The organism is Collinsella aerofaciens (assembly GCF_039062315.1).
Lineage (GTDB): Bacteria > Actinomycetota > Coriobacteriia > Coriobacteriales > Coriobacteriaceae > Collinsella > Collinsella aerofaciens_BG.
Map to the genome: position 1 here is coordinate 1 of NZ_JBCJBG010000012.1, position 22,007 is coordinate 22,007.

At 58.9% G+C, this 22,007-nt stretch carries 18 protein-coding genes and 1 tRNA gene; 13 read left to right on the forward strand and 6 right to left on the reverse strand.

Annotated features, from left to right (window positions below):
- Positions 1-51: 51 nt before the first annotated feature.
- Positions 52-1,029, reverse strand: coding sequence for an L-lactate dehydrogenase (locus ABCP74_RS06840; RefSeq protein WP_343001118.1), 978 nt, complete (start codon positions 1,027-1,029; stop codon positions 52-54).
- Positions 1,030-1,239: 210 nt separating this feature from the next.
- On the opposite strand from ABCP74_RS06840, the gene metA reads away from it, so the two are divergent.
- The gene (gene metA / locus ABCP74_RS06845) at positions 1,240-2,166 is read left to right on the forward strand and encodes a homoserine O-acetyltransferase MetA (RefSeq protein WP_117716974.1); all 927 of its coding nucleotides are present in this window, start codon (positions 1,240-1,242) and stop codon (positions 2,164-2,166) included.
- Between the two features lie 23 nt (positions 2,167-2,189).
- Here metA and ABCP74_RS06850 read toward each other — a convergent pair whose 3' ends face one another.
- The gene (locus tag ABCP74_RS06850) at positions 2,190-2,786 is read right to left on the reverse strand and encodes a 5-formyltetrahydrofolate cyclo-ligase (RefSeq protein ID WP_343001119.1); all 597 of its coding nucleotides are present in this window, start codon (positions 2,784-2,786) and stop codon (positions 2,190-2,192) included.
- A 202-nt stretch (positions 2,787-2,988) separates the two neighbouring features.
- On the opposite strand from ABCP74_RS06850, the gene ABCP74_RS06855 reads away from it, so the two are divergent.
- Positions 2,989-4,644 carry a zinc-ribbon domain-containing protein gene (locus ABCP74_RS06855; protein WP_343001120.1) on the forward strand — a complete coding sequence of 552 codons (1,656 nt, stop codon included), beginning with the start codon at positions 2,989-2,991 and terminating at the stop codon, positions 4,642-4,644.
- Positions 4,645-4,951: 307 nt separating this feature from the next.
- Here the strand turns inward: ABCP74_RS06855 and ABCP74_RS06860 are convergent, their stop codons facing one another.
- Positions 4,952-7,990, reverse strand: a complete 3,039-nt coding sequence (locus ABCP74_RS06860) for an insulinase family protein (protein ID WP_343001121.1) — start codon at positions 7,988-7,990, stop codon at positions 4,952-4,954.
- A gap of 280 nt (positions 7,991-8,270) precedes the next feature.
- On the opposite strand from ABCP74_RS06860, the gene ABCP74_RS06865 reads away from it, so the two are divergent.
- The 7 genes from ABCP74_RS06865 (at position 8,271) to ABCP74_RS06895 (ending at position 14,865) form a co-directional block, all read left to right on the forward strand.
- The gene (locus ABCP74_RS06865) at positions 8,271-8,975 is read left to right on the forward strand and encodes a GntR family transcriptional regulator (protein WP_343011755.1); all 705 of its coding nucleotides are present in this window, start codon (positions 8,271-8,273) and stop codon (positions 8,973-8,975) included.
- A gap of 135 nt (positions 8,976-9,110) precedes the next feature.
- Entirely contained in the window at positions 9,111-9,530 is a 420-nt protein-coding gene (locus ABCP74_RS06870; RefSeq protein WP_343001123.1) for a PTS sugar transporter subunit IIA, read from the forward strand.
- 62 nt (positions 9,531-9,592) lie between these two features.
- Positions 9,593-10,066 carry a PTS sugar transporter subunit IIB gene (locus ABCP74_RS06875; protein WP_138339750.1) on the forward strand — a complete coding sequence of 158 codons (474 nt, stop codon included), beginning with the start codon at positions 9,593-9,595 and terminating at the stop codon, positions 10,064-10,066.
- Between the two features lie 194 nt (positions 10,067-10,260).
- A complete protein-coding gene (locus tag ABCP74_RS06880) occupies positions 10,261-11,295 on the forward strand; it encodes an SIS domain-containing protein (protein ID WP_022094037.1) in 1,035 nt (344 codons plus the stop codon).
- Between the two features lie 81 nt (positions 11,296-11,376).
- Positions 11,377-12,150 (forward strand): PTS mannose/fructose/sorbose/N-acetylgalactosamine transporter subunit IIC, encoded by a 774-nt coding sequence (locus tag ABCP74_RS06885; RefSeq protein WP_271748895.1) that lies wholly within the window; start codon positions 11,377-11,379, stop codon positions 12,148-12,150.
- Positions 12,150-12,998: a PTS system mannose/fructose/sorbose family transporter subunit IID gene (locus ABCP74_RS06890; RefSeq protein ID WP_148345481.1), complete on the forward strand. Its 849-nt coding sequence runs from the start codon at positions 12,150-12,152 to the stop codon at positions 12,996-12,998. The genes ABCP74_RS06885 and ABCP74_RS06890 overlap by 1 nt, the downstream gene beginning before the upstream one ends.
- A 400-nt stretch (positions 12,999-13,398) precedes the next feature.
- Positions 13,399-14,865, forward strand: a complete 1,467-nt coding sequence (locus ABCP74_RS06895; protein ID WP_217107508.1) for an ATP-binding protein — start codon at positions 13,399-13,401, stop codon at positions 14,863-14,865.
- Between the two features lie 100 nt (positions 14,866-14,965).
- On the opposite strand, the gene ABCP74_RS06900 is transcribed toward ABCP74_RS06895, so the two are convergent.
- Positions 14,966-15,457: a hypothetical protein gene (locus tag ABCP74_RS06900; RefSeq protein WP_217107509.1), complete on the reverse strand. Its 492-nt coding sequence runs from the start codon at positions 15,455-15,457 to the stop codon at positions 14,966-14,968.
- Positions 15,458-15,672: 215 nt separating this feature from the next.
- On the opposite strand from ABCP74_RS06900, the gene ABCP74_RS06905 reads away from it, so the two are divergent.
- Both ABCP74_RS06905 and ABCP74_RS06910 read left to right on the forward strand, forming a co-directional pair.
- Positions 15,673-16,755 (forward strand): HNH endonuclease, encoded by a 1,083-nt coding sequence (locus ABCP74_RS06905; RefSeq protein ID WP_195521324.1) that lies wholly within the window; start codon positions 15,673-15,675, stop codon positions 16,753-16,755.
- 122 nt (positions 16,756-16,877) lie between these two features.
- Entirely contained in the window at positions 16,878-17,162 is a 285-nt protein-coding gene (locus ABCP74_RS06910; RefSeq protein WP_217107510.1) for a hypothetical protein, read from the forward strand.
- A gap of 38 nt (positions 17,163-17,200) precedes the next feature.
- On the opposite strand, the gene ABCP74_RS06915 is transcribed toward ABCP74_RS06910, so the two are convergent.
- Together ABCP74_RS06915 and ABCP74_RS06920 are read right to left on the reverse strand one after the other, a co-directional pair.
- Positions 17,201-17,887: a DUF5710 domain-containing protein gene (locus ABCP74_RS06915; RefSeq protein ID WP_195521322.1), complete on the reverse strand. Its 687-nt coding sequence runs from the start codon at positions 17,885-17,887 to the stop codon at positions 17,201-17,203.
- 226 nt (positions 17,888-18,113) lie between these two features.
- Positions 18,114-18,188, reverse strand: a tRNA-Val gene (locus tag ABCP74_RS06920).
- Positions 18,189-18,477: 289 nt separating this feature from the next.
- Here ABCP74_RS06920 and ABCP74_RS06925 point away from each other — a divergent pair.
- Both ABCP74_RS06925 and ABCP74_RS06930 read left to right on the forward strand, forming a co-directional pair.
- Positions 18,478-19,500 carry a DMT family transporter gene (locus ABCP74_RS06925; RefSeq protein WP_343001126.1) on the forward strand — a complete coding sequence of 341 codons (1,023 nt, stop codon included), beginning with the start codon at positions 18,478-18,480 and terminating at the stop codon, positions 19,498-19,500.
- A 149-nt stretch (positions 19,501-19,649) separates the two neighbouring features.
- Positions 19,650-21,962, forward strand: a complete 2,313-nt coding sequence (locus ABCP74_RS06930) for a DUF4012 domain-containing protein (RefSeq protein WP_343001127.1) — start codon at positions 19,650-19,652, stop codon at positions 21,960-21,962.
- Positions 21,963-22,007 lie beyond the last annotated feature (45 nt).

The window sequence follows — 22,007 nt, forward strand, 5'->3', positions numbered from 1 at the left end:
CGGCCCGCTTAGTATCGCGCTTCGATTCGCGAGATTGCGGCAGCCAGCGGCCTACTTTGCGTCGTAGGCCTCGGCGTCCCACCAGTCGAGCTGGGCGATGTTGTCGCGGATGTGCTGGCAGCTCTTGTGGAAGCCCTCGAGCTCGTACTCGGACAGGTCGAGCGTGTAGACTTCCTCGACGCCCTCGGCGCCGATCACGCACGGCAGGGAGGTAAAGATGCCCTCCTCGCCATACTGGCCGGTCATGAGCGTGGAGGCGGAAAGCACGGCATGCTCGTTGTGCAGCACGGCGGCGCAGACGCGCGCGGCGGAGTTGGCGACGGCGTACTCGGTGCACTGCTTGCCCTGGTAGGTTACGTAGCCGCCCTTGCGTGCAAGCTCCTCGACCTCCATGTGGTCAAAGGCGTATTTGTCGGGGTTCTCGGCCTGAAGCTCGTTGAGGCTCTTGCCGGCGATGGTCGCGGCCTTAAAGGCGGCCAGCTGGCTAAAGCCGTGCTCGCCGATCATGTAGGCGTCGATGGACTTGGGGCTCACGCCGACTTTCTTGGAGATCTCGGTGCGCAGGCGGGCGGAGTCCAGGCCGCAGCCCGAGCCGATGATCTTCTTGGGATCGTAACCGGTCAGGTGCCACAGCTCGGTGCACACGACGTCGCAGGGGTTGGAGATGCTCACGAAGATGCCGTCGAAGTCGGCGTCGACGATGCGCTTGGCAAAGGTGCGGGCGGCGTCGGTGGTAAAGAACAGCTCGCCGTCGCGGTTGCCGGCGGCCAGCGCGACCTTGCCGGCGGCGTTGACGATGACGTCGCAGCAGGCCAGCTCCTCGTAGTGGTCGTAGCAGTTGACGATCTTGGTGTTGTACGGGACAAACGAAAGGGAGTCGCGCAGGTCCTGGACTTCGGACGTCACCTTGGCCTCGTTGATATCGCACAGGTACAGCTCGTCGGCAATGCCCTGCATGAGCAGGCTGTTGGCGACATGTGCTCCTACGTGGCCCTGGCCGACCACACCGATCTTACGCGTCTGGTACATATATGTATCCTTTCGGCCGAGTTTTTCGCGTCGAACCATTGTAGCCTCCTGCCGTCACTTTGCTAGGCTAAAGCGCCATAGATTTTTGGGCATGCCTTAATCTCTACTTTTGGAGTGATTTGGGCCGCTGACGGCATCGCTGGGCGATGCGCTCGCGCGGATGGGGCCGGTCGTTGTACCATAGCTGCAACTGACTCGTAAGGAGCATCCATGCCCATTCGTATTCCCGACGCCCTCCCTGCCGCCGCGCAGCTCGAGAGCGAGAACATCTTTGTCATGACCGAGTACCGCGCGCTGCACCAGGACATCCGTCCGCTGCGCGTGCTCATCCTCAACCTCATGCCCACTAAGATCGCCACTGAGACGCAGATCATGCGCAAGCTCTCCAACACGCCGCTGCAGGTGGAGGTGGACCTGCTGCGCACCAAGACGCACGAGGCCACGCACGTGAGCGCCGGCCACCTGGAGACGTTCTACCGCACGTTCGACGACATCCGGGACATCCACTACGACGGCCTGATCATCACGGGCGCGCCGGTGGAGCAGATGCCGTTCGAGGAGGTCGACTACTGGCCCGAGCTCTGCCAGATCATGGATTGGTCCACCACGCACGTGCACTCTACGCTGCACATTTGTTGGGGCGCGCAGGCCGGCCTGTACCACCACTACGGTATTCAGAAGCACGATCTGCCGGCAAAGGCGAGTGGCGTATTTGAGCATTATCTGGTGAAGCCGCAAAGCCCGCTGGTCCGCGGCTTTGACGACCGTTTCTATGCCGTGCATTCGCGCAACACCGATGTGCGCCGCGAGGACGTGGAGGCCGAGCCGCAGCTTGAGGTCGTGGCCGTGTCCGACGAGGTGGGCCTGTACATCGTCAAGTCGACCGACAGCCGTCGCTTCTTTGTCTTTGGCCATCCCGAGTACGATACTGACACGCTGCGCCTGGAGTACGAGCGCGACGTGAAGCGCGGGCTTAACCCTCAGGTGCCGGCGCATTACTTCCCGGGTGACGACCCCACCGCCGAGCCGCGCAACGTCTGGCGCAGCCAGGCTCAGCTGTTCTACACCAACTGGCTCAACTACTACGTCTACCAGACCACACCCTACGACCTGGCCCGCGCCGGCGAGGAGCACTAGGCCGTCGGGAGGTGCGCCAGCCGTTAGGCGCTGATGACGTGGGGTAGCGGCAGGTCGTGGGCGTCGGTGGGAACGTGGCCGACACGCTGTTCGTCAAAGGCGATGCCGACGATTTGGCATGCGGGTGAGAGCATGGGCAGGTAGCGGTCGTAGCAGCCTCCGCCGTAGCCCAGGCGCGCGCCGGTGCGGTCGAAAGCCACGAGCGGCACGATAATCATGTCGAGAGCCTTGGCGGGCACGATGGGGCAGCGATTGCTGTCGATATCCGTAGCCGCGAAGGCCCGCGTAGGGTGGGCGATAAACGGGGCCTCGGACGCATCGCCGGCAGAGACTGCCCGCATGCACATGCGCTGGCCACAAGCCATGGCGTCTGTTGCCGAGAGCATGCACGGATAGGCCACGCGCCAGCCACGCGCGACGGCCGCGGCGGCAAACGCGGCTGGGTCGACCTCGGAACCCATGGCGGCATAGACGGCAACGGTGTGCGGTGCCGCGGCACCCAAGCGATCCATCAGTTCAACAAGCTGCGCGCATACAACAGCAGACTTCGCTGCCCGAACATCCAAATCAATAGCATCGCGCCGGGTAATCACCGCCCGCCGCAACTCAGCCTTATCCATCCCAGCCTCATCTCCAAAGCCTACCAAAAAGGGACAGGATTATTTTGGCAGGTTTTATCTGGGCAAACGCGACGGATTCACCCCAAACCGCCATAAAGGTGCCCATACCCTTTGCGATGGTTTGGGCTGAATGTTGCGCAACAAGGGCTGCATTTTTGGGTTTACCTTCATGGTGGAAGGAATGAACCGAAAGGAGCCCGCCATGTTTTGTCGCTCGTGTGGCACGCCGCTTGTCGACGACGCCCTCTTTTGCCCCGTATGCGGTGCGCCCGTAGCACCCGACCAGGTCGCGGCCACGCAGCAACCCCAGCCTGCCGCGCCCGCTTCCCAGCAATACATGCCCGTGCAGCAGCCCGCGCGGCGCAAGCGTTCCAAGAAGCCCCTCATCGCTCTCGCCGCGGCACTTGTCGTGGCGGCGGGCATCGGCGGTGGCGCGCTGTTCTACTTCACCCAGATTGCGACCACCCCAATCGACGAGAAAACCTTTCCAGACAGCGGCATGCGTGCGCTTGTCTCGACCAAGTACGACACTAACGGTGACGGCCGCATCTCACGCGACGAGGCCAAGGTGGTGACGTCGATCGAGCTGGACGGCATCGCGTCGACGCAGGGCCTGGGCAAGACATTCCCCAATATCGTTACAGTGGAGTCCGGCGACGATAAACTCGTCAACCTGGACCTTTCGGGCTGCGGCGACCTTAAGACCGTCGAGCTTAACTCGGCGAGTAATGTCACCGTCGTTAACCTGGACGGTTGCGACAAAATCGAGAAGCTCGACCTCAAAAATGCCGAAAACCTTAAAAGCATCGACCTTTCGGGCAAAAAGAAGCTCGCCACGTTGGCACTGCCGCAGGATACGAAGGTTAGCGGCATTAAGGACACACAACTTGACGAGCTGTGGCTGCCGATGTCCTATGAAGGCACCGATAAATCGGACCAGTACGGCGATATCTACGAGATCGAGCGTGACGAGAACGGTTACGTCACGGGCTTCACGTCTGCCGTCAAGCAAGGCGGCGGCGTAAGCTACAGCGTTGAACACGACGAGACGCATCGCATTTCGGAGATTGAGGAAGATCTGGCGGGCGGTTACGAGAACGTCAACACGTTTACGTACGACGCCGACGGTAACGTCACGCGCATCGACTGCGATGCCGACATTAGCGATTCGTCGAGCACCACGACGTTTACCTACGACGCGGACGGAAACCTGATCAACAAGACGACCCATGCGGGTTACGGTGAGAGCGCGAGCACGTATATTTATCAGGACGGCAACATGGTGACCAACACCGATACCAGCCCGGCCAATCCTCGGACGGTCGTGTATTCGTACGGATACGATAAGGATCGCGTGACGTCCTTTACGCTGGACTGCCAGGGCGACACGGTGGGAACTACGTGGACAATCACCGCAGGCTACGAGTATGACAAGGACGGCAACATCTCGCGTATCTCGCCTGTGGCATATGATTCGCACGGCAACGACTACGGCTCGCTGAACTCGTACGCAGCGGTGGATTATTCGTACAGCGACGGAAAGCTCGACAGGATCGATTCCGAGCGCGGCGGCTATGCGGAGTTCTATTACGACGAGCACGGCAACCTGACGTCGGTCGACGAGTATGCCGGCCGCGGTTCGGATGCCGAGTTTGAGTTTGAGCACGAGGTCGAGTACCAGCGCTACTTCTGCAGCAAGCACGAGAAGAATAAGCCGGAGGAGTGGATTCGTCTGGATGCAGAGTACGACGTCGACCAGGGTAGCTGGAGCAATGACTCCGATTATGGTCGTGAGTGCTTTGCAACCATGTACAAGCTCGATCCGCTGGCGGGCAGGCTGAACCCGTTCATCAAGTAGCAGCCCACTCGCAAACCACCCAAAGGGACAGACACCTTTGGGTGGTTTTTGCTGAAAGGCGGGTGTTCGCGGCGGTTTGTCTCGATCTGTAACAGTAACTCGGCAAAAATGGGCCTAGCTGTTACAGATTGAGACAAAGAGCCGGCGCCATTCGGAAACGTCTCGATCTGTAACATCTGGAGCCGATATTGCCGCCTAGATGTTACAGATCGAGACAAAACTGGTGGGACGGTCTGAGCTGGCCCGCCCAAGCGGCGGAAAAAGAAAAGTTAGATTTTAGGCATGTCCCAAAAATCTACCTTTGTGGTTAGCCCAGCAGGTCGACGACGTTAAAGCCGGCATTGCTCTTGGCGATGACGTCGCGGCCGCCAAAGACGCAGGTGGGCGACGCGGCTGCGATGCGCGTCACGTCGGCGCCGAGCGAGCGCAGCTCACCGGGTGTAGCCGAGAGCATCTGGGTGCGACGCTCCTCGCGCGCGTGCGGATCGAGCCCAGCCAGGTAGGTCGTATTACGGCGCTTGGTGAGCGCGTACGGCTTCACCGGTGCGTCCATGCCACTCACACAGCTCACGATAAAGCCCTCAAAGGCGGCCTCGTCGGGCTCAAAGCTGCTGAGCCATTCGCCTGCGCGCGCCACGCGCTCAATCGAGGGGTCGATTGCCGGGTCGCGGTAGGTGTAGAACGCCGCCTGGCGCTCGCCGGCAGCGCGGAATCCGCAGCCGTACGCACCGCCCTTCACGCGGATCTCGTTCCACAGGTAGTCGTAGGAGAGCGCGTTGGCAGCTACGGCCCAAGCGCCCGTCACGTCGATGCCCAGGCGACGCGGGTCGCACGCGCTTGCCGCAAAGCAGATGTCGCTGGGGATAACGAACGCCTCGTGACGGTCGTGCGGCTCCGGCACCACGAGCGTGCCGCTGGCAGCGCCGTCGCCAGCGCCAAGCCCCAGGTTGCCCGCGGCATCCCAGTACGCGTCAAAGTCCTCTTCGCTGCCGGTAAAGCTCGCCATGCAGCCATCGGCCACAAAGATGCGGTCTGCCAGCTCGGCAAGCTTGGCGCGCAGGTCGTCCAGTCGCTCGTCAAAGTGCTCGAGCAGATCGCGCAGGAACAGGTAGAAGTCCACGCCCGAGAGCTGCTCGCGCACCACGGCCGAAGGCGAACTGTAGCTCATCGCGCGACCGAGCGCCGCCGAGTGGCCGTTGTTGATAAAGCCCTGCTCAAGCCCAATGCGAATCTGCGTGAGCACGTCGCGAACGCGGTCGGCGTCGGCATCGAGCAACAGCGTGCTCGACCACACCTCGCGCGGCAGGCTCGCCAGCGCGTCGATCTTTTCGGACAGGGCGCCGGCGCTCACCAGCAGGTAGGGGCGCACGCCGTCCACGTCGGGCTGCGTCATGACCTCGGTCGTAAAGCTCAAAAAGCCCAGCTTGCCGGCGAGCAGGTTGTCGAGTTCCTCGGCTGAATGCTCGCGCGTGGGCAGCTGCTTGAGCAGGCGGCAGAGCAGCGTCACGTAGGGCAGGTCCTCAAATGCGACGCAGCTCAGGTCGAAGTATTGCATGGCGTAGGCCAGACGGTTGGTGGGGATGCCGTGGCGCAGGCAGGGGATGGGCGCGGTCGTGTCCACGACCAGCGGCGGCTCGGGGCGCGCCTCGCCAATGTCGGATACACGCAGGCGCGGCAGCGTTGCCTTGTCCTCGGGCGTGTCCTCCGCCTCCTGCGCGGCACGCAGCGCGGCCGTGCGCTCGACCACGTCGGCCAGCTCGGCATCGGTCATGGCGTCGCGCTTGGCAGCCAGTTCGGCGGCTTCGGCACCCTCCGAACCCTCGGCAGCGTCTACCGGAACCAGCTCGACCAGCGCCATGTGGTCGTTCTCCAGTACGAGCTCGCGCAGCAGGTCCTCAAAATAGCTGCCGTCCAGCTCGCCACGGAGCTCCTCGTACACCGGGCCGTACTTGAGCGCCAGCGTCGCGGCGTCGTCATCGTAGAGCCAGGTGCTCAGCGCGTCGCACGCAATGGCCACGCCGTCGGCGATGCCATAGTCGCGCTGGCGCAGGTCGTACTCGTTGCTGCTGATGATGGCTTCCAGGCGCTCGCGCGGAACGCCGTGCTCACACAGGTCGCGGCAGGCGTCCTGGAATACGCGACGCAGCTCGCGCGCCACGCCAGGCTGCGCGTTTTGCAGCATGATGAGCTCGTAGGGCTGCAGGCTCTCGGCCGCGGTGTAGCTCACCACGTTGCCGCCCAGGCCGGCGGCCAGAATGGCCTTCTTAACCGGTGCTTCGTTGGAGCCCAGCAGTGCCTCGAACAGGATATCCGCCGCGATCGTGCGCTTGCGGTCGAGCGCGCTGCCCAGCACCAGACCCAGGCCCACCAAGGCGTTCTCGGGCGTGGTGGCCATCTCGACGCGCTTATACTCGCAGGTCACAGGCGCCTGCACGTCCAGCGGATTGGGTGCCAGCGTGGACGGGTCCTCGCCGGCGGCAACGGCAGCGTCCATGCGGCGGCTCGCGGCGCTCGACTGCGACAGATAACGCTCGTCCAAAAACGCCAGCGCACGGTCTACATCTAGGTCGCCGTAGAGCGTTATATAAGAGTTGGAAGGATTGTAGTGGCGCGCGTGCGTATCCAGGAACTGCTCGTAGGTGAGCGCGGGAATCGCGCGCGGGTCGCCGCCGCTCTCGTGCGCATAGGCGGTGTCGGGATAGAGCGCGGCGTTGACGGCATCGTCCAGCACGCTCATAGGGTCGGACAGTGCGCCCTTCATCTCGTTGAACACCACGCCGTTATAGCGCAGCGTGCCCTCGTGCAGGCTCGCGGAGCTGCCGTCGCCCTCGCCCTCGGCGCCCTCTGGCAGGTCCAACTCGTAGTGCCAGCCCTCCTGCTCAAAAATGGTGGGCTTGGTATAGATGGCCGGGTTGAACACCGCGTCCAGGTACACATCCATCAGGTTGTACAGATCCTGCTCGTTGGTGGTGGCAACGGGGTAGATGGTCTTGTCGGGGTAGGTCATGGCGTTGAGGAACGTCTGCATGGAGCTCTTGATCAGGTCGACAAACGGCTCCTTGACGGGGAACTTGGCCGACCCGCACAGCACCGAGTGCTCAAGAATATGGAACACGCCGGTGGAATCGGCCGGCGGTGTCTTAAAGCCAATGGCAAAGGCCTTGTTTTCGTCGTCGCACGCCAGGTACAGCAGGCGAGCGCCCGATGCGGTGTGACGCAGCACGTAGGCGTCCGAGTCGAGCTCGGGCACGGTCTCGCAGCGCTCGACGGCAAAACCGTGGCAGGTGGTACCGGGCACCAGCAGCACGGCAGCAGCGGCGCGCGGGTCGGTTGAGGTAGTGAGCATATGCAGTCTCCTTTGACGCCCCAGCGGGGGCGAATCGAGTCGAATCCTCGAGAGTATACCCATATGGGGCCGCGGCTCTGCGGCGAACTGAAGACGATGTGGGTGGACTAGCCTAGCTAGGTCGATAACGAATGTCGCGGGTAGTCGCTGCACCCCGCTAAAGTGAAATAACACCCCGTTTACCGAATCATTTAGGAAATATATGGACTCCTAAAAAGTTCTAATACAATATAAGTCATCTATCTATAAGCTGCTGATTCCTTGCAAAGGTATGGTTGATATGGTTGAAGCAAATAGCGTTATCCCCCTATACAAACAGATTGTCCGTGCGCTTTCTGATTCGATCGCCAACGGCACGTATCGCCCGGGAGATAAGCTTCCGACCGAGGCGGAGCTTATCGAGCAATTTGGCGTGAGTCGAATAACGGTTCGCTCCGCAATTAAAGAAATGGAAGATGCTGGACTTGTTGAGAGGGCCCGCGGCAAGGGCACGTTCGTTTCGCCGGACACACAGATGTATGCCGCGGACGATCGTGAGAGCTTTACCCATTCGTGCCAGCTTGCGGGAAAACAGGCATCTACCAGGGTTCTCGCAATGGGCTGGGACTTCCCAAGCCTGCGAGACGCGAAGTTCCTGGGCGTAGACGATACCCAAAAGGTATTGCGTAGTCGTCGTCTACGCCTTGTGGATGACAAGCCCACGATGCTGGAAACCAATAGCTATTCCGCTGCGCTTTCTTTTTTGGAGCATGAGTCCCTCGAGGATTCGCTGATGGCGGTACTCGATCGCCAGGGGATCAAGATGGGCCCCAACACGCGTACGCTCGAGGTCTGCTATGCGAGCGAGCTCGAGGCGGCATACCTTAACGTGGAGCTAGACTCTCCGCTGCTTCTGTTTGTTGATAGACGTTATGCTCCAAGCGGCGAGCCGCTTTTCATCTCCCGTCAGGTGTACTGCACCGAGCGACTGAAGTTCTATTTGTAAATTAGAGATAGATTGGTCGATTTACCGACCAATTGCTACCGTTCGCGGATTTGGAAAATAGACACACCGCGTAGGGTAGATTGCTAATATACTTTGTTATGACAATATAGTACGTCTTATTGATATTGGAGAACTATGAATAAGATATTGCTAGCGAGTCATGGTTATCTCGCCCAAGGTATGAAGAGCTCTCTCGAGATCCTGATGGGCGCCAACGACCGAATCGAGTGTCTGTGCGCCTATGTCGATGACGACACGAGGGATGTCGCAGCGCTTATCGATGCTTGGATGGAGTCGAAGGACCCTGCCGACTCTTGGTTTGTCGTGACTGACATCTTTGGCGGCTCTGTAAACAACGAATTCATCCAGAGGCAGACCGCCGGATCGTTTACGTTGATCACCGGAATGAACTTGCCGCTGCTGGTGGAAATGGTTACACAGCTGGACTCCCTGGATGCGGACAAGGCCAAAGCCGCGGTCGAGGGATCACGTTCGTTTATCCAGCTTTGTGAGGCGGCGGATATGCTCTCCGATGTCGAAGAAGAAGAGTTCTAGCTCAAGCTTCAACGAATAATTCAACCCTGTCATTACCTTTATTACGTGTGGAGATGTTTTTGATGATTAAGCTTACGAGGGTCGATTACCGATTGATTCACGGCCAGGTCGCCATGTCTTGGACGCATGCGCTGGATGTCGATTGCATCCTGTGTGCCAGCGATGCCGTGGCAAAAGACGACATGAGAAAAGCCGCTTTGAGGCTAGCTCGTCCCAACGGCGTGAAGCTCGTCATAAAAGACGTAAACGCGGCCATCGAGGCGCTCAACAGCGGCGTTACCGACAAGTACTCGCTGTTTATCATTGTTGAGACGATTGAAGATGCCTATCGTCTCGCTAAGGGTTGCAAAGACATCAAAGAGATCAATCTGGGTGGAACCCGAAAGTCTCCCGAGACCACGCTTCATCCGACCCCCGCGATCTTTGCGACCGAAACCGATGCCGAGCATATCCAAGAGCTTGTGAACGATGGCGTGGTTATCGAAATCCGTCAGGTCCCCAATGACTCAAAGGTATTTGCGAAGGACGTTTTCTAGCTGGAAACATGCCATTGTCTGGCATTTATTAACCAGGTCCTCCTTTCTTAAGCCCGCCGATCATTTGAACGGCGGGCTTTTTATTAAAGAAAAATCAAAAAAATCTGAAATAGTTCTTGCATAGTTAGTTATATAAAGTATTATAACGTCATGGGATGAATGAAGGGTTCATCCAAGTGAGTTAGGAGTAAGGGATGTTCAATTTCGATGAGCCTCGTTACGAGAAGGTTGTGAGCGATGCCCTCGCTCTCCGTCCTCAGATTGAGGCTGCCGTGGACAAGGTCTGCGAGCAGGGTTATTCCAACATCTTCTTCATCGGCTGCGGCGGCACCTGGGCCCACACGCTCCCGATGAAGTATTGGGTCGAGACCACCACGGCCGACGTCGACGTCCACTGCGAGATTGCCGCTGAGTTCCTCGCATGCCCGCCCAAGACCTTCAACAAGGACTCGGTCTGCGTCTTCTCCACCCGTACCGGCACCACCCCCGAGATCATCGAGGCCGCCAAGTTCTGCCAGGAGCAGGGCGCCCGCACGCTGATGTATGTCTCCAACGACAACACCCCGGCCACTGAGTACGCCGATTACAAGTTCTTCAGCTTCGCCGAGGACGACGTCCTGTGCGAGGCCATCTACACCTACCAGATCACGCTGGTCGCCCGCTTCCTCAAGAACGCCGGCGCCTTCCCCAAGTACGACACCTTCATGGAGGAGTTCGGCAACATCGCTCCGTACCTCATCAAGGCCAAGGACGCTCAGGACGAGCGCTGCGCCGCCATGGCCGAGGACTTCAAGGACACCGACTACCACATGGTGATCGGCTCCGGCATGCTCTGGGGTGAGGCCTACGACTACGCCATGTGCATTCTCGAGGAGATGCAGTGGATCAAGACCAAGTCTATCCACGCCGCCGAGTTCTTCCACGGCACCATCGAACTGTGCGAGGAGGGCACGAGCCTCATCATGCTCTACGGCGAGGACGACACCCGTAAGCTCATGGACCGCGTGGACAACTTCACTCACATGCTCGCCGACGAGAAGGGCGTCCATGTCCGCGTGAACAAGTTCGACACCGCCGAGGTCGAGCTGCCGTTCAGCGACCCCGAGTTCCGTAAGATCGTCTCCCCGATGGTCACCTACACCATCACCGAGCGTCTGAGCTGCCATCTCGAGCACGTCCGTAACCACCCGCTCACCACGCGTCGTTACTATCACCAGATGAACTACTAATCCTCTCAAATTGCTGCGGTTGTCTGCAGGCGAGCTGCGCAGAATGCCTCGCCTGCAGACCTGTTTCTGGGGTTGATCGAAATGGTTGTCCAGTATCTTCTAGTTGCACTGGTCGCATTTATTGCGTCCATGGACGAGCAATTATTTGGCATTACAATGCTTGGTCGTCCGCTGTTTACGAGCCTGTTTGTCGGCTTGATCCTTGGCGATGTCCAGCAGGGCGTTATCGTCGGCGCTGCTTTGGAGTCCATGTTCATGGGCGCCATCATGGTCGGCGCGGCGGTTCCTCCCGAGGTCTATGCCTCCGGCGTGCTTGGCTGCGCGTTTGCCGTCATTACGGGTACGGGCACGGCAACTGCCGTCGCGCTCGCCCTTCCCGTCTCCGTCTTCCTTCAGGTGTGGCGCAACTTCTGCTACGCCGTTCCGGGTGCCTTTGCCTGCAAGAAGATTGAGACCGCTCTGGCAAATCGCGATCTTGCCAAGGCGAACCTGTACCATCTGACCGTCGTGCCGCTGTCGATTGGCATTCCGTCTGCACTGCTGGTGTTTTGCTCGCTGTTCTTTGGTGCCGACCTCATCAACAATGCGCTCAACGCGATTCCGCAGTTTGTGATGGACGGCCTCAACGTTGCATCCGGCGTCATGGTCTGCATCGGCTTCGCGCTTCTTATTAGGACCATGGGCGATAACAAGCTGCTTCCTTGGCTGTTCCTGGGATTCATTATGGTCATCTACCTCAAGATGGACGTTATCGGCGTCGCCGCAGCTGCCATTTGCGTCGCACTGCTCCTGGCCTTCCGCGAGGGCTCGTCCGGTCCGCAGACGGTTGCTGCAGATGAAGAGGAGGACTTCTAATGGCTACCCAGAACACCGACCTCAAAGAGGCCAAGAAGGACGCGATTATGAGCCCCGATATGTATCGGAGCATGTTCCTTCGCCAGTTTACGAGCCAGTGCTCGCAGTCGTACGACAAGATGATGGCAATGGGCTTCATGTACACCATTCAGAAGCCCCTGCGAAAGATCTATCCCAACGACGACGATTACTATGCGGCGCTCGATCGCCATACCGAGTTCTTTAACATCACGCCTCATGTGCTTCCGTTTGTAGCCGGTCTGACGGTTTCGATGGAAGAGCAGGCGGCTGCCGATAAGAACTTTGACACGTCCTCGATTAACGCCATGAAGGTCGGCCTCATGGGACCGCTTTCCGGCATCGGCGATTCGTTCTACTGGGGAACGTTCCGCGTGGTCGCCGCCGGCATTGGTATTGGTATCGCTTCGACGGGCAACCCGCTCGGCCCCATCGTGTACGCGCTCATCTACTCCGTGATTAACTTTGCAACGCGTATCGTCGCAGCCCATCTGGGATACGACCTGGGAACCAAGTTCCTGCAGCAGTCCGAAGAGAACAACCTTATGTCTCGCATGACGCATGCTGCCGGTGTCCTCGGAATGACCGTTATCGGCGCCATGATTGCGGCACAGGTCTCACTGTCCACTGCTTTGACCTTTGACGTGGGTGGTTCGGAGATTGTCCTGCAGGATCTGTTCGATTCGATCTTCCCCGGTCTGCTGCCCTTGCTGGCAACCTTTGCCTGCGTCGCCCTGTACAAAAAGGGCGTCAAGACCATTTGGATCATCTTGGGCATCTTTGCGATCTGCATCATCGGGACGGGCTTGGGAGTGTTCGCGGCGGCGTAATGTTGACTGCTATGCTCGCGCGTTGGATAACTAACTGACCGTTTGAAAACGGGGCTCGGCGTAAGGCCGGCCCCGTTTTTTTGTTTGAGGGATTTTCCGACCGTCCAATAATCCGCGCTCTTCCATAACTCACGTATATCTCGTCTCTCATTCGTCACTAATATGAGAGATAACTGAGCAGCAAAGAGACAGGCAATCATGGTATTGTCTCAATACCGATTGTTCTACCAGCAAAAATATGTATAAATGAAGCAAATGGTAGACATTCCATCTCTATCTATCTCTTATCTCTAAGCCGAGAGATAGAGAGATAAATGAGAGATAATTACGAGAGATAACTGAGAGACGAGGGAAATCTATCCGCGGCATTCTCCGCAGGACCGAGCGAAAGGACGTGCAGATGAACGAAAACGAGCTGACCGGTCTGCTTGAGTCTTTAAGGCGTATGGGCTCGGATGATCTTAACGTCGAAGTGAAGGAGAGCGCCACGACGCTTTCCCGCGACGTATGGGAAACGGTGAGCGCATTCGCGAACACTGCCGGCGGAATCATCGTGCTCGGAGTGAGTGAGCGCGCAGGTTTTGTCCCGGTTGAGAACTTCGAGACCGAGAAAGTGCTCAACCAATTTGTGTCAGGCATGGGTGATGCGGGCGGTCGAGGAAAGCTGGCCAATCCGCCTAAATACACGATCGAGCGAGTGGAGCTTCAGGGCGTCATCGTTCTCGTCATTACGATTGAGGAGCTCGATCCGTCGAGCAAGCCCTGCTATGTCATAGAGCGGGGCGCCCAGGGCGGCAGCTACAAGCGCATCGATGACAAAGATGTGCCGCTTTCATCGACTGAGGTGCTCGCATTGGCGTCATACGGTCGAGCGACTCCGAGCGATCGCGACGCGGTGGCGGGTGCGGGCGCGGACAATCTCGACGAGACGCTGGTCGACCGTACGATAGATCGGGCTTTCTCGTTGACGCCCCGGGCAATGCGCGGCGCGCCGGACAAACAAACGAAGCTGGAGCGCCTAAATATCCTTGATTCCCAGGGCAATGTCACCAAGGCTGGACTCCTAGTTGTGGGCACCTACCCTCAGCAGTTCTATCCCAAGCTCTTCATTGACGTGGCTGTCCATGCGGGAACTCAGAAGGGCATGGCGGGGTCGCTGAGGTTCATGGACCGCACAATCTGTGAGGGAACGTTGGGCGAGATGATCTCGGATGCTGTCGCGGCCGTCGCCAAGAATTTGCGGCGAACCTCGACCGTCCAAGGTGTCTCGCGTGTCGACTCGCTGGAGATTCCCGAGGAGGTTCTGCGCGAGGCAATCGCCAACGCCGTAATCCATCGAGAATACGGGGATCGGTTCTGTGGACAATCGATTGCCGTCGACGTCTTTGACAATCGTGTCGAGGTGACGAATCCTGGCGGCCTTTACGGGGGAAAGACTCGCGAGAACTTGTTTGACGGCAGCTCCCGATGCCGTAACGCGACGCTCGTGAAACTCATGTCGATTGTCCCGCTGCCGGATGGCGCAGGTTCGCCGGCTGAGGGCAATGGCTCGGGCATCCCGATGATGATCGATGCCATGCGCGCGCATGGTCTGGCCGAGCCCCTGTTCTGCCCGGGGCTCGATCGGTTCAAGGTCGTACTTTACCGTTCAAAGATCGAGCCGGTCGATCATGGCGGGGGCTTAATTGTGACGGCACTCAAACACTACGGCGAGCTGGGGACGCGTGAGCTGGCAGAACGCACGGGGCTTACAATTTCCCAGGTTAGGTCGCGCGTCAACGCGCTCATTGCTCAAGGCGAGCTTGAGCCCACGGCGCCGTCGACAAGCCGCAACCGCAAATATCGACTGTCAGAGCGCGTGGAATAAATGCGTTAGTGGACGAGGCGACTCAATAATCGACCCTCGATTGGCGCCCACTAAGGTAAAGCGGTTGTTGCCCAGTCGACGGTGATGCTAAAGACTCGGCTTACGCCGGCATGGCCCCGAACCCGTCCATCAAGAACAGCCTAAGAACCAGCTTGATGACATATCCCGGTTTGACTTCAGCCGTGCCAAAGACGCTGCGTTCGGCGAGCTCGCTGCAGTATGCGTAGATATCGCGGATAAGGTCCGCGCCCGAAAGCGTAAACATGTAGCCTGCGTCCGAAAGCGCATTGGGCGCGGCGGGCAACTTGGCCATGTGGCAGAACGTTTGCAGGTCGGGCGCCATAACATTCTGGTAGTCGAGGTGGCCGCTGGTATCCTGTGCGGCAAGCTCCAATTGGCGCGCAAAATCCAGCGCCGCCGCTAACACAAAGCTCGGCGTAGGCGCATTGACGTCCTGGGTGGTCGCCACAAGCCTGCCCGCCGCCTGCGTGATAAGCCAGGCGACCTCGCGCTGGCAGCGCACGGCCTTGCGCGTAACCGGCTTGATGGACGAAGAAGAAACGCTCCCCTTAGGTGGATTCGAAGCAGCCATAAGGCCCTCCCATGAACGACCCGGTCCAACAAGCCCGGATGAAACACGTGCTACATCAGTATACAGGGAAGTGGGGTAGCGGGGTACAAGCGCGCCAGCGGCAAACCGAGAGCATCAACGATGTGCCGATCGCGGAATGAGATCTCGTAATAATTGACTCTCGGCCATATTATTGAGGGGCATAACTCGCGTTCGTATGGTTGTAGGTGCTGGCGATGAACGACATTGACCTTGCTGTTCCGTTGATGGATGGACCAAGCTATGACCGCGCCTGCAGTCTCGTGCCTTCCGAATACGTTGAGGCATGGGAGTGGTTTCTGGGTGAGGAACAGCGCGGCGGCGTTTGGACCAGCCTTCCGCACCACACCAAGGAAGATAGCCCTCAGTATCAGTATCGTTTGAGAATTGGCTCGGACTTCTTTCCCGTAACGCGGGATTCAGGGATCTTCTGGCCGGGCCAGGATCGGGTGAAGCAAGATCCCAATAAGATCTTTGCGCTTTCGGTCCATAACTCTAAAAAGAGCTTCTACACCGATGTACCTCCGCTCTATTTGGACGATGGTACGTGGGTCATTAAGTATTCGGTCCAAGCGCCAGGCGCCGTTGGTTCTCGAGACCAGAATTACAACAGTAAAATGCTCAACTGCATGGAATGTGGCGTTCCAGTCGGAGTCATATTTGCAACCGAGGTGGGCTACAAGGTGCTCGGCCTTGCGTTTGTTGAACGGTTCGAGCCCGAAAACGGATGGTTTGTTCTGCACGGTCCTGTTCATAAAGGCGGACCGGACCCCCGTTTTGCGCCCGACATGAGCTATCTGAAGCACATGCCCGTCGATATTGAGTTTGCCGGACAGGGTACGACCGACGACGAAAAGGTCCGCTATGCGTTAAGGCGCGAGCGATTGGGGCAGCAATGGTTCCGCAAGCAGCTCGTTGCCGCCTATGATGGCCGTTGCGCGGTGTCGGACTGCGGCGTCAGCGAAGCTCTGGAGGCTGCACATATCGAGAATTACTCGGGACCCAAATCGCAGGTTGCCAGCAACGGCATTCTGCTTCGGCGCGACTTACATGCTTTATTCGATGCTCATCTGATTTCGTTTGAGCCTGTTTGCGGCGAATATCGGCTGTGCGGATCGTACCTGCTGGATAAGACCGGCTACGCTTCCTTTGCGGGTGCGACGCTAAGGCAGCCGAATGAGCGTCAGTGGCGACCCAATGCGGTGTTTCTTGAGGCCCATCGCATTGAGTTCGATCGCTCGGAAAAGAAGCGTGAAAAGGCGGGGCTTCTGCCGTATTAGCGTATTTGGCTTTGGCATTCTTTGACGATCGTGTTGTTTGATCGGATCGCGTGGCGATGCAATCTCGCGCATGCCCGCCGGTGCATGCTCTTCCTGTTTTGTATAGCGAGAGGGGAGCGTGTATGAGCTGGCGAGGCGATATTGTGATGGGGAAGTACGGAAAACTGCCGTGTGCCCTTATAGACAACAATATGTTTCCGAGCGTAGAGGTTGATTGCGGGTCGTTTGTCGTCACCTGCCCTTGCTGCGGCTCGCAAATACCGTGTCTCGACATTCGGTTCATCGATGCGCGCGACAGGTTCAGCGACGAAGTGAGAAAACAGACAGGCGTTCATATGCCGGTGTATCCGGAGAAATGCCCCGTTTGTGGCCTCGATATCGTGTACGACGCCGGCGACGAGGGATAGGTGATGCGGAGGAGCTGACTGTGAAGGCCTCTCCGTCCCTACAAATAAATCCCCTCACCGAGCTGCTTGTGGAACTCGGCGTGATGGTCGCGTGCCCAGGTAAAGAGCGCCTGGTCAAAGTCGGTACGCGTGGCCGGGACGCCAAAGACGCCGGCAACTTCGACGCGTATAAACTCCAGTGCCGGCAGCTTGTTGATGGCAGTGAGGGCAAACGGGGACGAGGGCTCCTCGAACAGATAGCGGCTGCCTTGCAGCGCGTCGCAACTGGTGCACGTGTTGCCGAGCGACGGGGCTTTGGAGGCTCGCGCGCCTACGGGCTTGTAGCCGCAGCGCTTATGAAGGTAGTCGCGGATCTCGCCCGGCACGCAGCCAAGAGCGGGCACGATGGCGAGTGCGTTGGCGTTGGCCGTGTCGATGGCAATGTGCCCGGCTTCGTTGGGCGCGTGCGCGATGGCGATGCTCTCGTCGTTATCGGCTCGATAGGGAATGCCGAAGGCCGCGACCGAGGTCTCTTTGTGACACTTCCAGCACTCGCGCTTGCCCAGTACTAGATATATATACGGCGCAGAGGGGTCGGATCGGTCAATACCGGGCAGCCACTCGGCAAAGGGCTCGGGGTTGACGCCGCTGGGTACATACCAGATTTTCTTGGTCCGGTCCCATTTGGCGCCCAACGCCTTGGCTTCTTCTTTGTGCGAAAAGGGAACATCGAGCTCGGTGCGCATGGTGGCTCCTTGGTGCTGCAGGTGTAAGTGGCTCAAGGATACCGCAGGGCGCAGACATCGTGGCGTTTTGCCGAGAAGCTGTGGTGCGGACTGATTGGTTATACCGATGGATAGATCGGCAAGTAGATGGTCGGCTTTTGGCCAGTTGGGCGGTTGGAGCTGCCAGCGGATTTGGCGACATAAAACAAAACAGCCCAGAGGGCATAGCCTCTGAGCTGCGAACATTTGGTGGGCGTTAGAAGATTTGAACTTCTGACCTCTTCCGTGTCAGGGAAGCGCTCTCCCCCTGAGCTAAACGCCCGATCAAGGGTGCGCAAGCGCGCAAGGGATAATATAACGGAGCCTGAACTCGGTGGCAAGAACATTTTTAAAAATCGCTTACATTGTGGAATTCGGGGGCTTCGTCATATCCATTTTAAAAGAGCCTGCTGCCGCGATTTGGCTGTCGCATAATGCAAGGCCATTGCGGTATCGAGCTATGGAAAGACACCTGCGGAATTGTCCTACCGATAAGCGGACAAGCCTCCAGCTGGTGACTTCGCCGTGGTAAGGTAAGCCGAATTGTTTCCAGGCTGTTTCGGGGGAGTGGAATGAGCAAAGAGTGTGTCGAGCAGGTCGAAGGCGCAGGGGCTTCGGTGCCGATGACCGATATATCGAACATTGATGTGCCCGAGGGCACCGACGAGCTCAGCCGCAACACCCGTCGCGCCTGGCGCGAGCGCCTTAACGATGCGTCGTCGCGCAAGATGATCACGGGCGTCTTGGCTACGCTGGTGGGCGGTTCGTTTTGGGGCTTCTCGGGCACCAGCGCGAGCTTTCTGTTCGATACCTACCACGTCGACACCTTGTGGCTTATGAGCGTGCGTCAGATTCTCGCCGGTCTACTCTTTATGGCCGTGGTTGTTACGCGCGACCGCGAGCGCCTGGTCAAGCTCTGGACCACACCCGCCGATCGCAAGCAGCTGCTGCTCTTTACCGCTTTTGGCCTGCTGTTCAACCAGTTTTGCTATCTTTCGGCCGTGCGCCTGACGAACGCCGGAACCGCGACGGTGCTCCAGTGCCTGCAGCTCGTTATCATCATGGGCTACACCTGCGTGATCGATCGCCGCATGCCGCGTACTCGCGAAGTCATCGGCATTGGCCTGGCTCTGGGTGGAACCTTTTTAATCGCCACCGGCGGCGACCCCACCAGCCTGAATATCTCGCCGCTTGGCCTGGCAGCAGGTCTTATGTGTGCGGTCAGCGCCGCGTGTATGGCGGTGATTCCCGCCAAGATCCTGCCCGAATACGGCAGCCCCATCGTCACGGGCTCGGCAATGCTCACGGCGGGCGTGATCTCATGTGTCTTCGTGCAGCCCTGGGCGCATGTGCCGGCACTCGACGCTGCCGGCGTCGAGGCGCTCGCGGTGTTCGTGGTTATCGGCTCGTTTTTTGCTTACATGCTCTATATGCAGGGCGTTAAGGACATCGGCTCGGTGCGTGCGAGTCTCATCGGAACCGTGGAGCCCGTCTCGGCGACCATCACCAGCGTCGTTATGCTGGGCACGGTGTTTTTGCCGACCGACCTTATCGGCTTTGCCATGATCATCGTGATGATGTTCCTCACGGTGTAGCTGGCGCCGCTGCCAAGACTGAAAAGGTGTTGTGCCGCATTTTCGCCAATTGATGTCCGTGTCTGGAGTTTAGCTGTCGATGCTCAAAATGCCATAAACTAGTAACGTTATGGACTTTTTCATTGCGACTCAATTGCGAGGATTTCTTTATGGCTGGTAATCACTTTAAGGGCAGCGATAGCGGCCGTCCTGCAGTTCCGCCGCGTCCGAACGGGGCTGGTAAGGCCGGCACGCCGGGCGGCGCTGGACAGGGCGGTTCCGGTAAGCGCGTGTCCCCGGGCGAGACAGCGATGTTTACCGCTCTGTACGAGCAGTCTCAAAAGGCAAAAAAGACCGGCCGTGCAAGAGGGAATGTCTTTGCGGGCGGTGCAACCTCCACGTCGCAGCCGAGCGGGGCTCCTTCGGTACCCGCGAACAACGCAGGTGCTGCCAACGCCGCGAATGCCGCCGGCAACGTTAATGCCGACAAGGCCGCCAACAATACTCCCTCTGCCGGTGGCGCGGGGCTTACGGGTAACCTTGGCACGATTTACACCGGCGCCTCCGAGACTGGCACGTTCGCCCGCCTGGATGATAGCGGTGCCGAGTTTGCGGGCTCGGGTTCCAAGGAAGATTATTACGATTTTGGCTTGAACTACGGTGGCGACGCTTCGCCGAGTTCGACCTCTGACGGTCTGGTCCGTCATCGCCATCGCAAGGGCGAGCGCAAAAAGCGTCACACCGGCGCCATTATTGCCGTTGTAGTCGCGGTGCTTCTCGTTGCGCTTGGCGCAAGCGGCTTTATGCTGCTTAACTCGGCAAAGACCGTAAAGAGCGAAGCGAAGGAGGCTGTCGAGATCGTCGGTGGCCTTAAGGACAAGGTCGCGTCGGGCGATTTTTCGACGCTGCCTGACGACGCGAAGAAGATCGATGAGCTCTGTAACAGCATGAAGGCGGAGACCTCGAGCCCGCTGTGGGCGGCGGCTTCGTTTATCCCGGTGTATGGCAGCGATATCAATGCGGCCCGCACCATGATTGACGCCCTGTCCGATGTCTCGAGCAATGCGCTGGTTCCCATGGCCGATAACCTTTCGCAGGCTACGCCCGGCAAGCTGTTCCAGGACGGCATGATTAACGTGTCCGCGCTGCAGGCGGTCGCCGATTCGCTTTCCAGCAGCTCGAAGGTGTTCAAGAGCGCCAACGAGAAGGTCCAGGGCATTGGCGATACTCATATTTCCCAGGTGACCGAGCTGGTCGATAAGGCCAAGGACGGCTTTGCCACCCTCAACGGCGCGGTTGACGCGGCGGAGAAGGTCGCCCCCGTCCTTCCCCAGATGCTCGGCGCCAACGGCCAGACGCGCAACTACCTTATGTACGCCATGAACAACGTCGAGATTCGTGCTTGCGGCGGCTTTGGCGGTTCGCAGGGCCTGATTTCGGTCACTGACGGCCAGATGTCGATTGGCGAGTTTGTTCCCCGCATTGGACTCAGCGAGGATGAGGCAGTCGAGAGCGTCGACGAAGAGGATGAGGCGCTGTTCGGCAACCACAGTAACCTGTACAACTCGGGCAATACCTATTCGCCTGATTGGCCCCGCAACTCGCAGCGTGTCGCCGCGCTGTGGAAGTCCCAGTATGGACAGGACGTTGATGGCGTCATCGGTATCGACCCGGTGTTCCTGCAGTATCTGCTGGGCCTGGTCGGTAATGTCTCGCTGCCCGACGGAACGGTTGTCGACGGCACCAACGCCGCAAAGGTCCTCATGCACGATGTGTACTGGAACTATCCGGTCGAGGAGTCGGACGGCATCTTTGCATCCGTCGCCAGCGCTGCCTTCGACAAGATCCTTGGCGGTATCGGCGATGTCGATGTTACGAAGCTTGTCAGCGCCGTTGAGCGCGGTGCCGAAGAGGGCCGCCTGATCGCGTGGATGAGAAACGATGATGAGCAGAATGCCATCAAAGAGACGGGCATTGACGCTTCGCTGCCCGATCCGGATGACCCGAGCGCCGATCCTGTTGCCGGCGTTTACTTTAACAACCTGAGCTTCTCCAAGCTCGACTGGTACCTGAACGCCGATACGCAGATTGGTCAGGGCGTGAAGAACGGTGACGGCACGTGCTCCTATCGCATCACCGTTACCCTGACGAACATCATGACGCAGGAGGAGGCTGGCAAGCTGCCCGACTACGTTGCGGCGAGCGCACCCGATGCCGCGCGTGACGACGAGCGTCTGAATGTCTCGTTGTTTGCCCCGACGGGCGGCAACATTACTGATCTGACCGTCGAGGGCACCCAGTTTGGTCTTGGCGCCGCTACGTGGCATGGAATCCCCTTCTATTCGGGCACCGTTGACCTGCATGCTGGCGAGACGACGACGATCACGTATACGCTGACCACGTCGGCCGAGGCGGGGGACAAGCCGCTTACGCTGCGTCAGACTCCTACATGCCAGGCGGCTCGCGACAGCGCGTCGGCGTAGGGTTTTTCTGGTAGCGCAGATAATCGAGTACCATTTTGGGGCGGA

What these genes read in the sequence shown, in the direction of transcription:
- metA (WP_117716974.1), top strand. Translation starts at nt 1,240, where the DNA reads ATGCCCATTCGTATTCCCGACGCCCTCCCTGCCGCCGCGCAGCTCGAG.
- ABCP74_RS06910 (WP_217107510.1), top strand. Translation starts at nt 16,878, where the DNA reads ATGAGCTGGCGAGGCGATATTGTGATGGGGAAGTACGGAAAACTGCCG.
- ABCP74_RS06860 (WP_343001121.1), bottom strand. Translation starts at nt 7,990, where the DNA reads ATGCTCACTACCTCAACCGACCCGCGCGCCGCTGCTGCCGTGCTGCTG.
- ABCP74_RS06925 (WP_343001126.1), top strand. Translation starts at nt 18,478, where the DNA reads ATGAGCAAAGAGTGTGTCGAGCAGGTCGAAGGCGCAGGGGCTTCGGTG.
- ABCP74_RS06890 (WP_148345481.1), top strand. Translation starts at nt 12,150, where the DNA reads ATGGCTACCCAGAACACCGACCTCAAAGAGGCCAAGAAGGACGCGATT.
- ABCP74_RS06900 (WP_217107509.1), bottom strand. Translation starts at nt 15,457, where the DNA reads ATGGCTGCTTCGAATCCACCTAAGGGGAGCGTTTCTTCTTCGTCCATC.
- ABCP74_RS06850 (WP_343001119.1), bottom strand. Translation starts at nt 2,786, where the DNA reads ATGGATAAGGCTGAGTTGCGGCGGGCGGTGATTACCCGGCGCGATGCT.
- ABCP74_RS06855 (WP_343001120.1), top strand. Translation starts at nt 2,989, where the DNA reads ATGTTTTGTCGCTCGTGTGGCACGCCGCTTGTCGACGACGCCCTCTTT.
- ABCP74_RS06880 (WP_022094037.1), top strand. Translation starts at nt 10,261, where the DNA reads ATGTTCAATTTCGATGAGCCTCGTTACGAGAAGGTTGTGAGCGATGCC.
- ABCP74_RS06905 (WP_195521324.1), top strand. Translation starts at nt 15,673, where the DNA reads ATGAACGACATTGACCTTGCTGTTCCGTTGATGGATGGACCAAGCTAT.
- ABCP74_RS06930 (WP_343001127.1), top strand. Translation starts at nt 19,650, where the DNA reads ATGGCTGGTAATCACTTTAAGGGCAGCGATAGCGGCCGTCCTGCAGTT.
- ABCP74_RS06895 (WP_217107508.1), top strand. Translation starts at nt 13,399, where the DNA reads ATGAACGAAAACGAGCTGACCGGTCTGCTTGAGTCTTTAAGGCGTATG.
- ABCP74_RS06870 (WP_343001123.1), top strand. Translation starts at nt 9,111, where the DNA reads ATGAATAAGATATTGCTAGCGAGTCATGGTTATCTCGCCCAAGGTATG.
- ABCP74_RS06885 (WP_271748895.1), top strand. Translation starts at nt 11,377, where the DNA reads ATGGTTGTCCAGTATCTTCTAGTTGCACTGGTCGCATTTATTGCGTCC.
- ABCP74_RS06915 (WP_195521322.1), bottom strand. Translation starts at nt 17,887, where the DNA reads ATGCGCACCGAGCTCGATGTTCCCTTTTCGCACAAAGAAGAAGCCAAG.
- ABCP74_RS06875 (WP_138339750.1), top strand. Translation starts at nt 9,593, where the DNA reads ATGATTAAGCTTACGAGGGTCGATTACCGATTGATTCACGGCCAGGTC.
- ABCP74_RS06865 (WP_343011755.1), top strand. Translation starts at nt 8,271, where the DNA reads ATGGTTGAAGCAAATAGCGTTATCCCCCTATACAAACAGATTGTCCGT.
- ABCP74_RS06840 (WP_343001118.1), bottom strand. Translation starts at nt 1,029, where the DNA reads ATGTACCAGACGCGTAAGATCGGTGTGGTCGGCCAGGGCCACGTAGGA.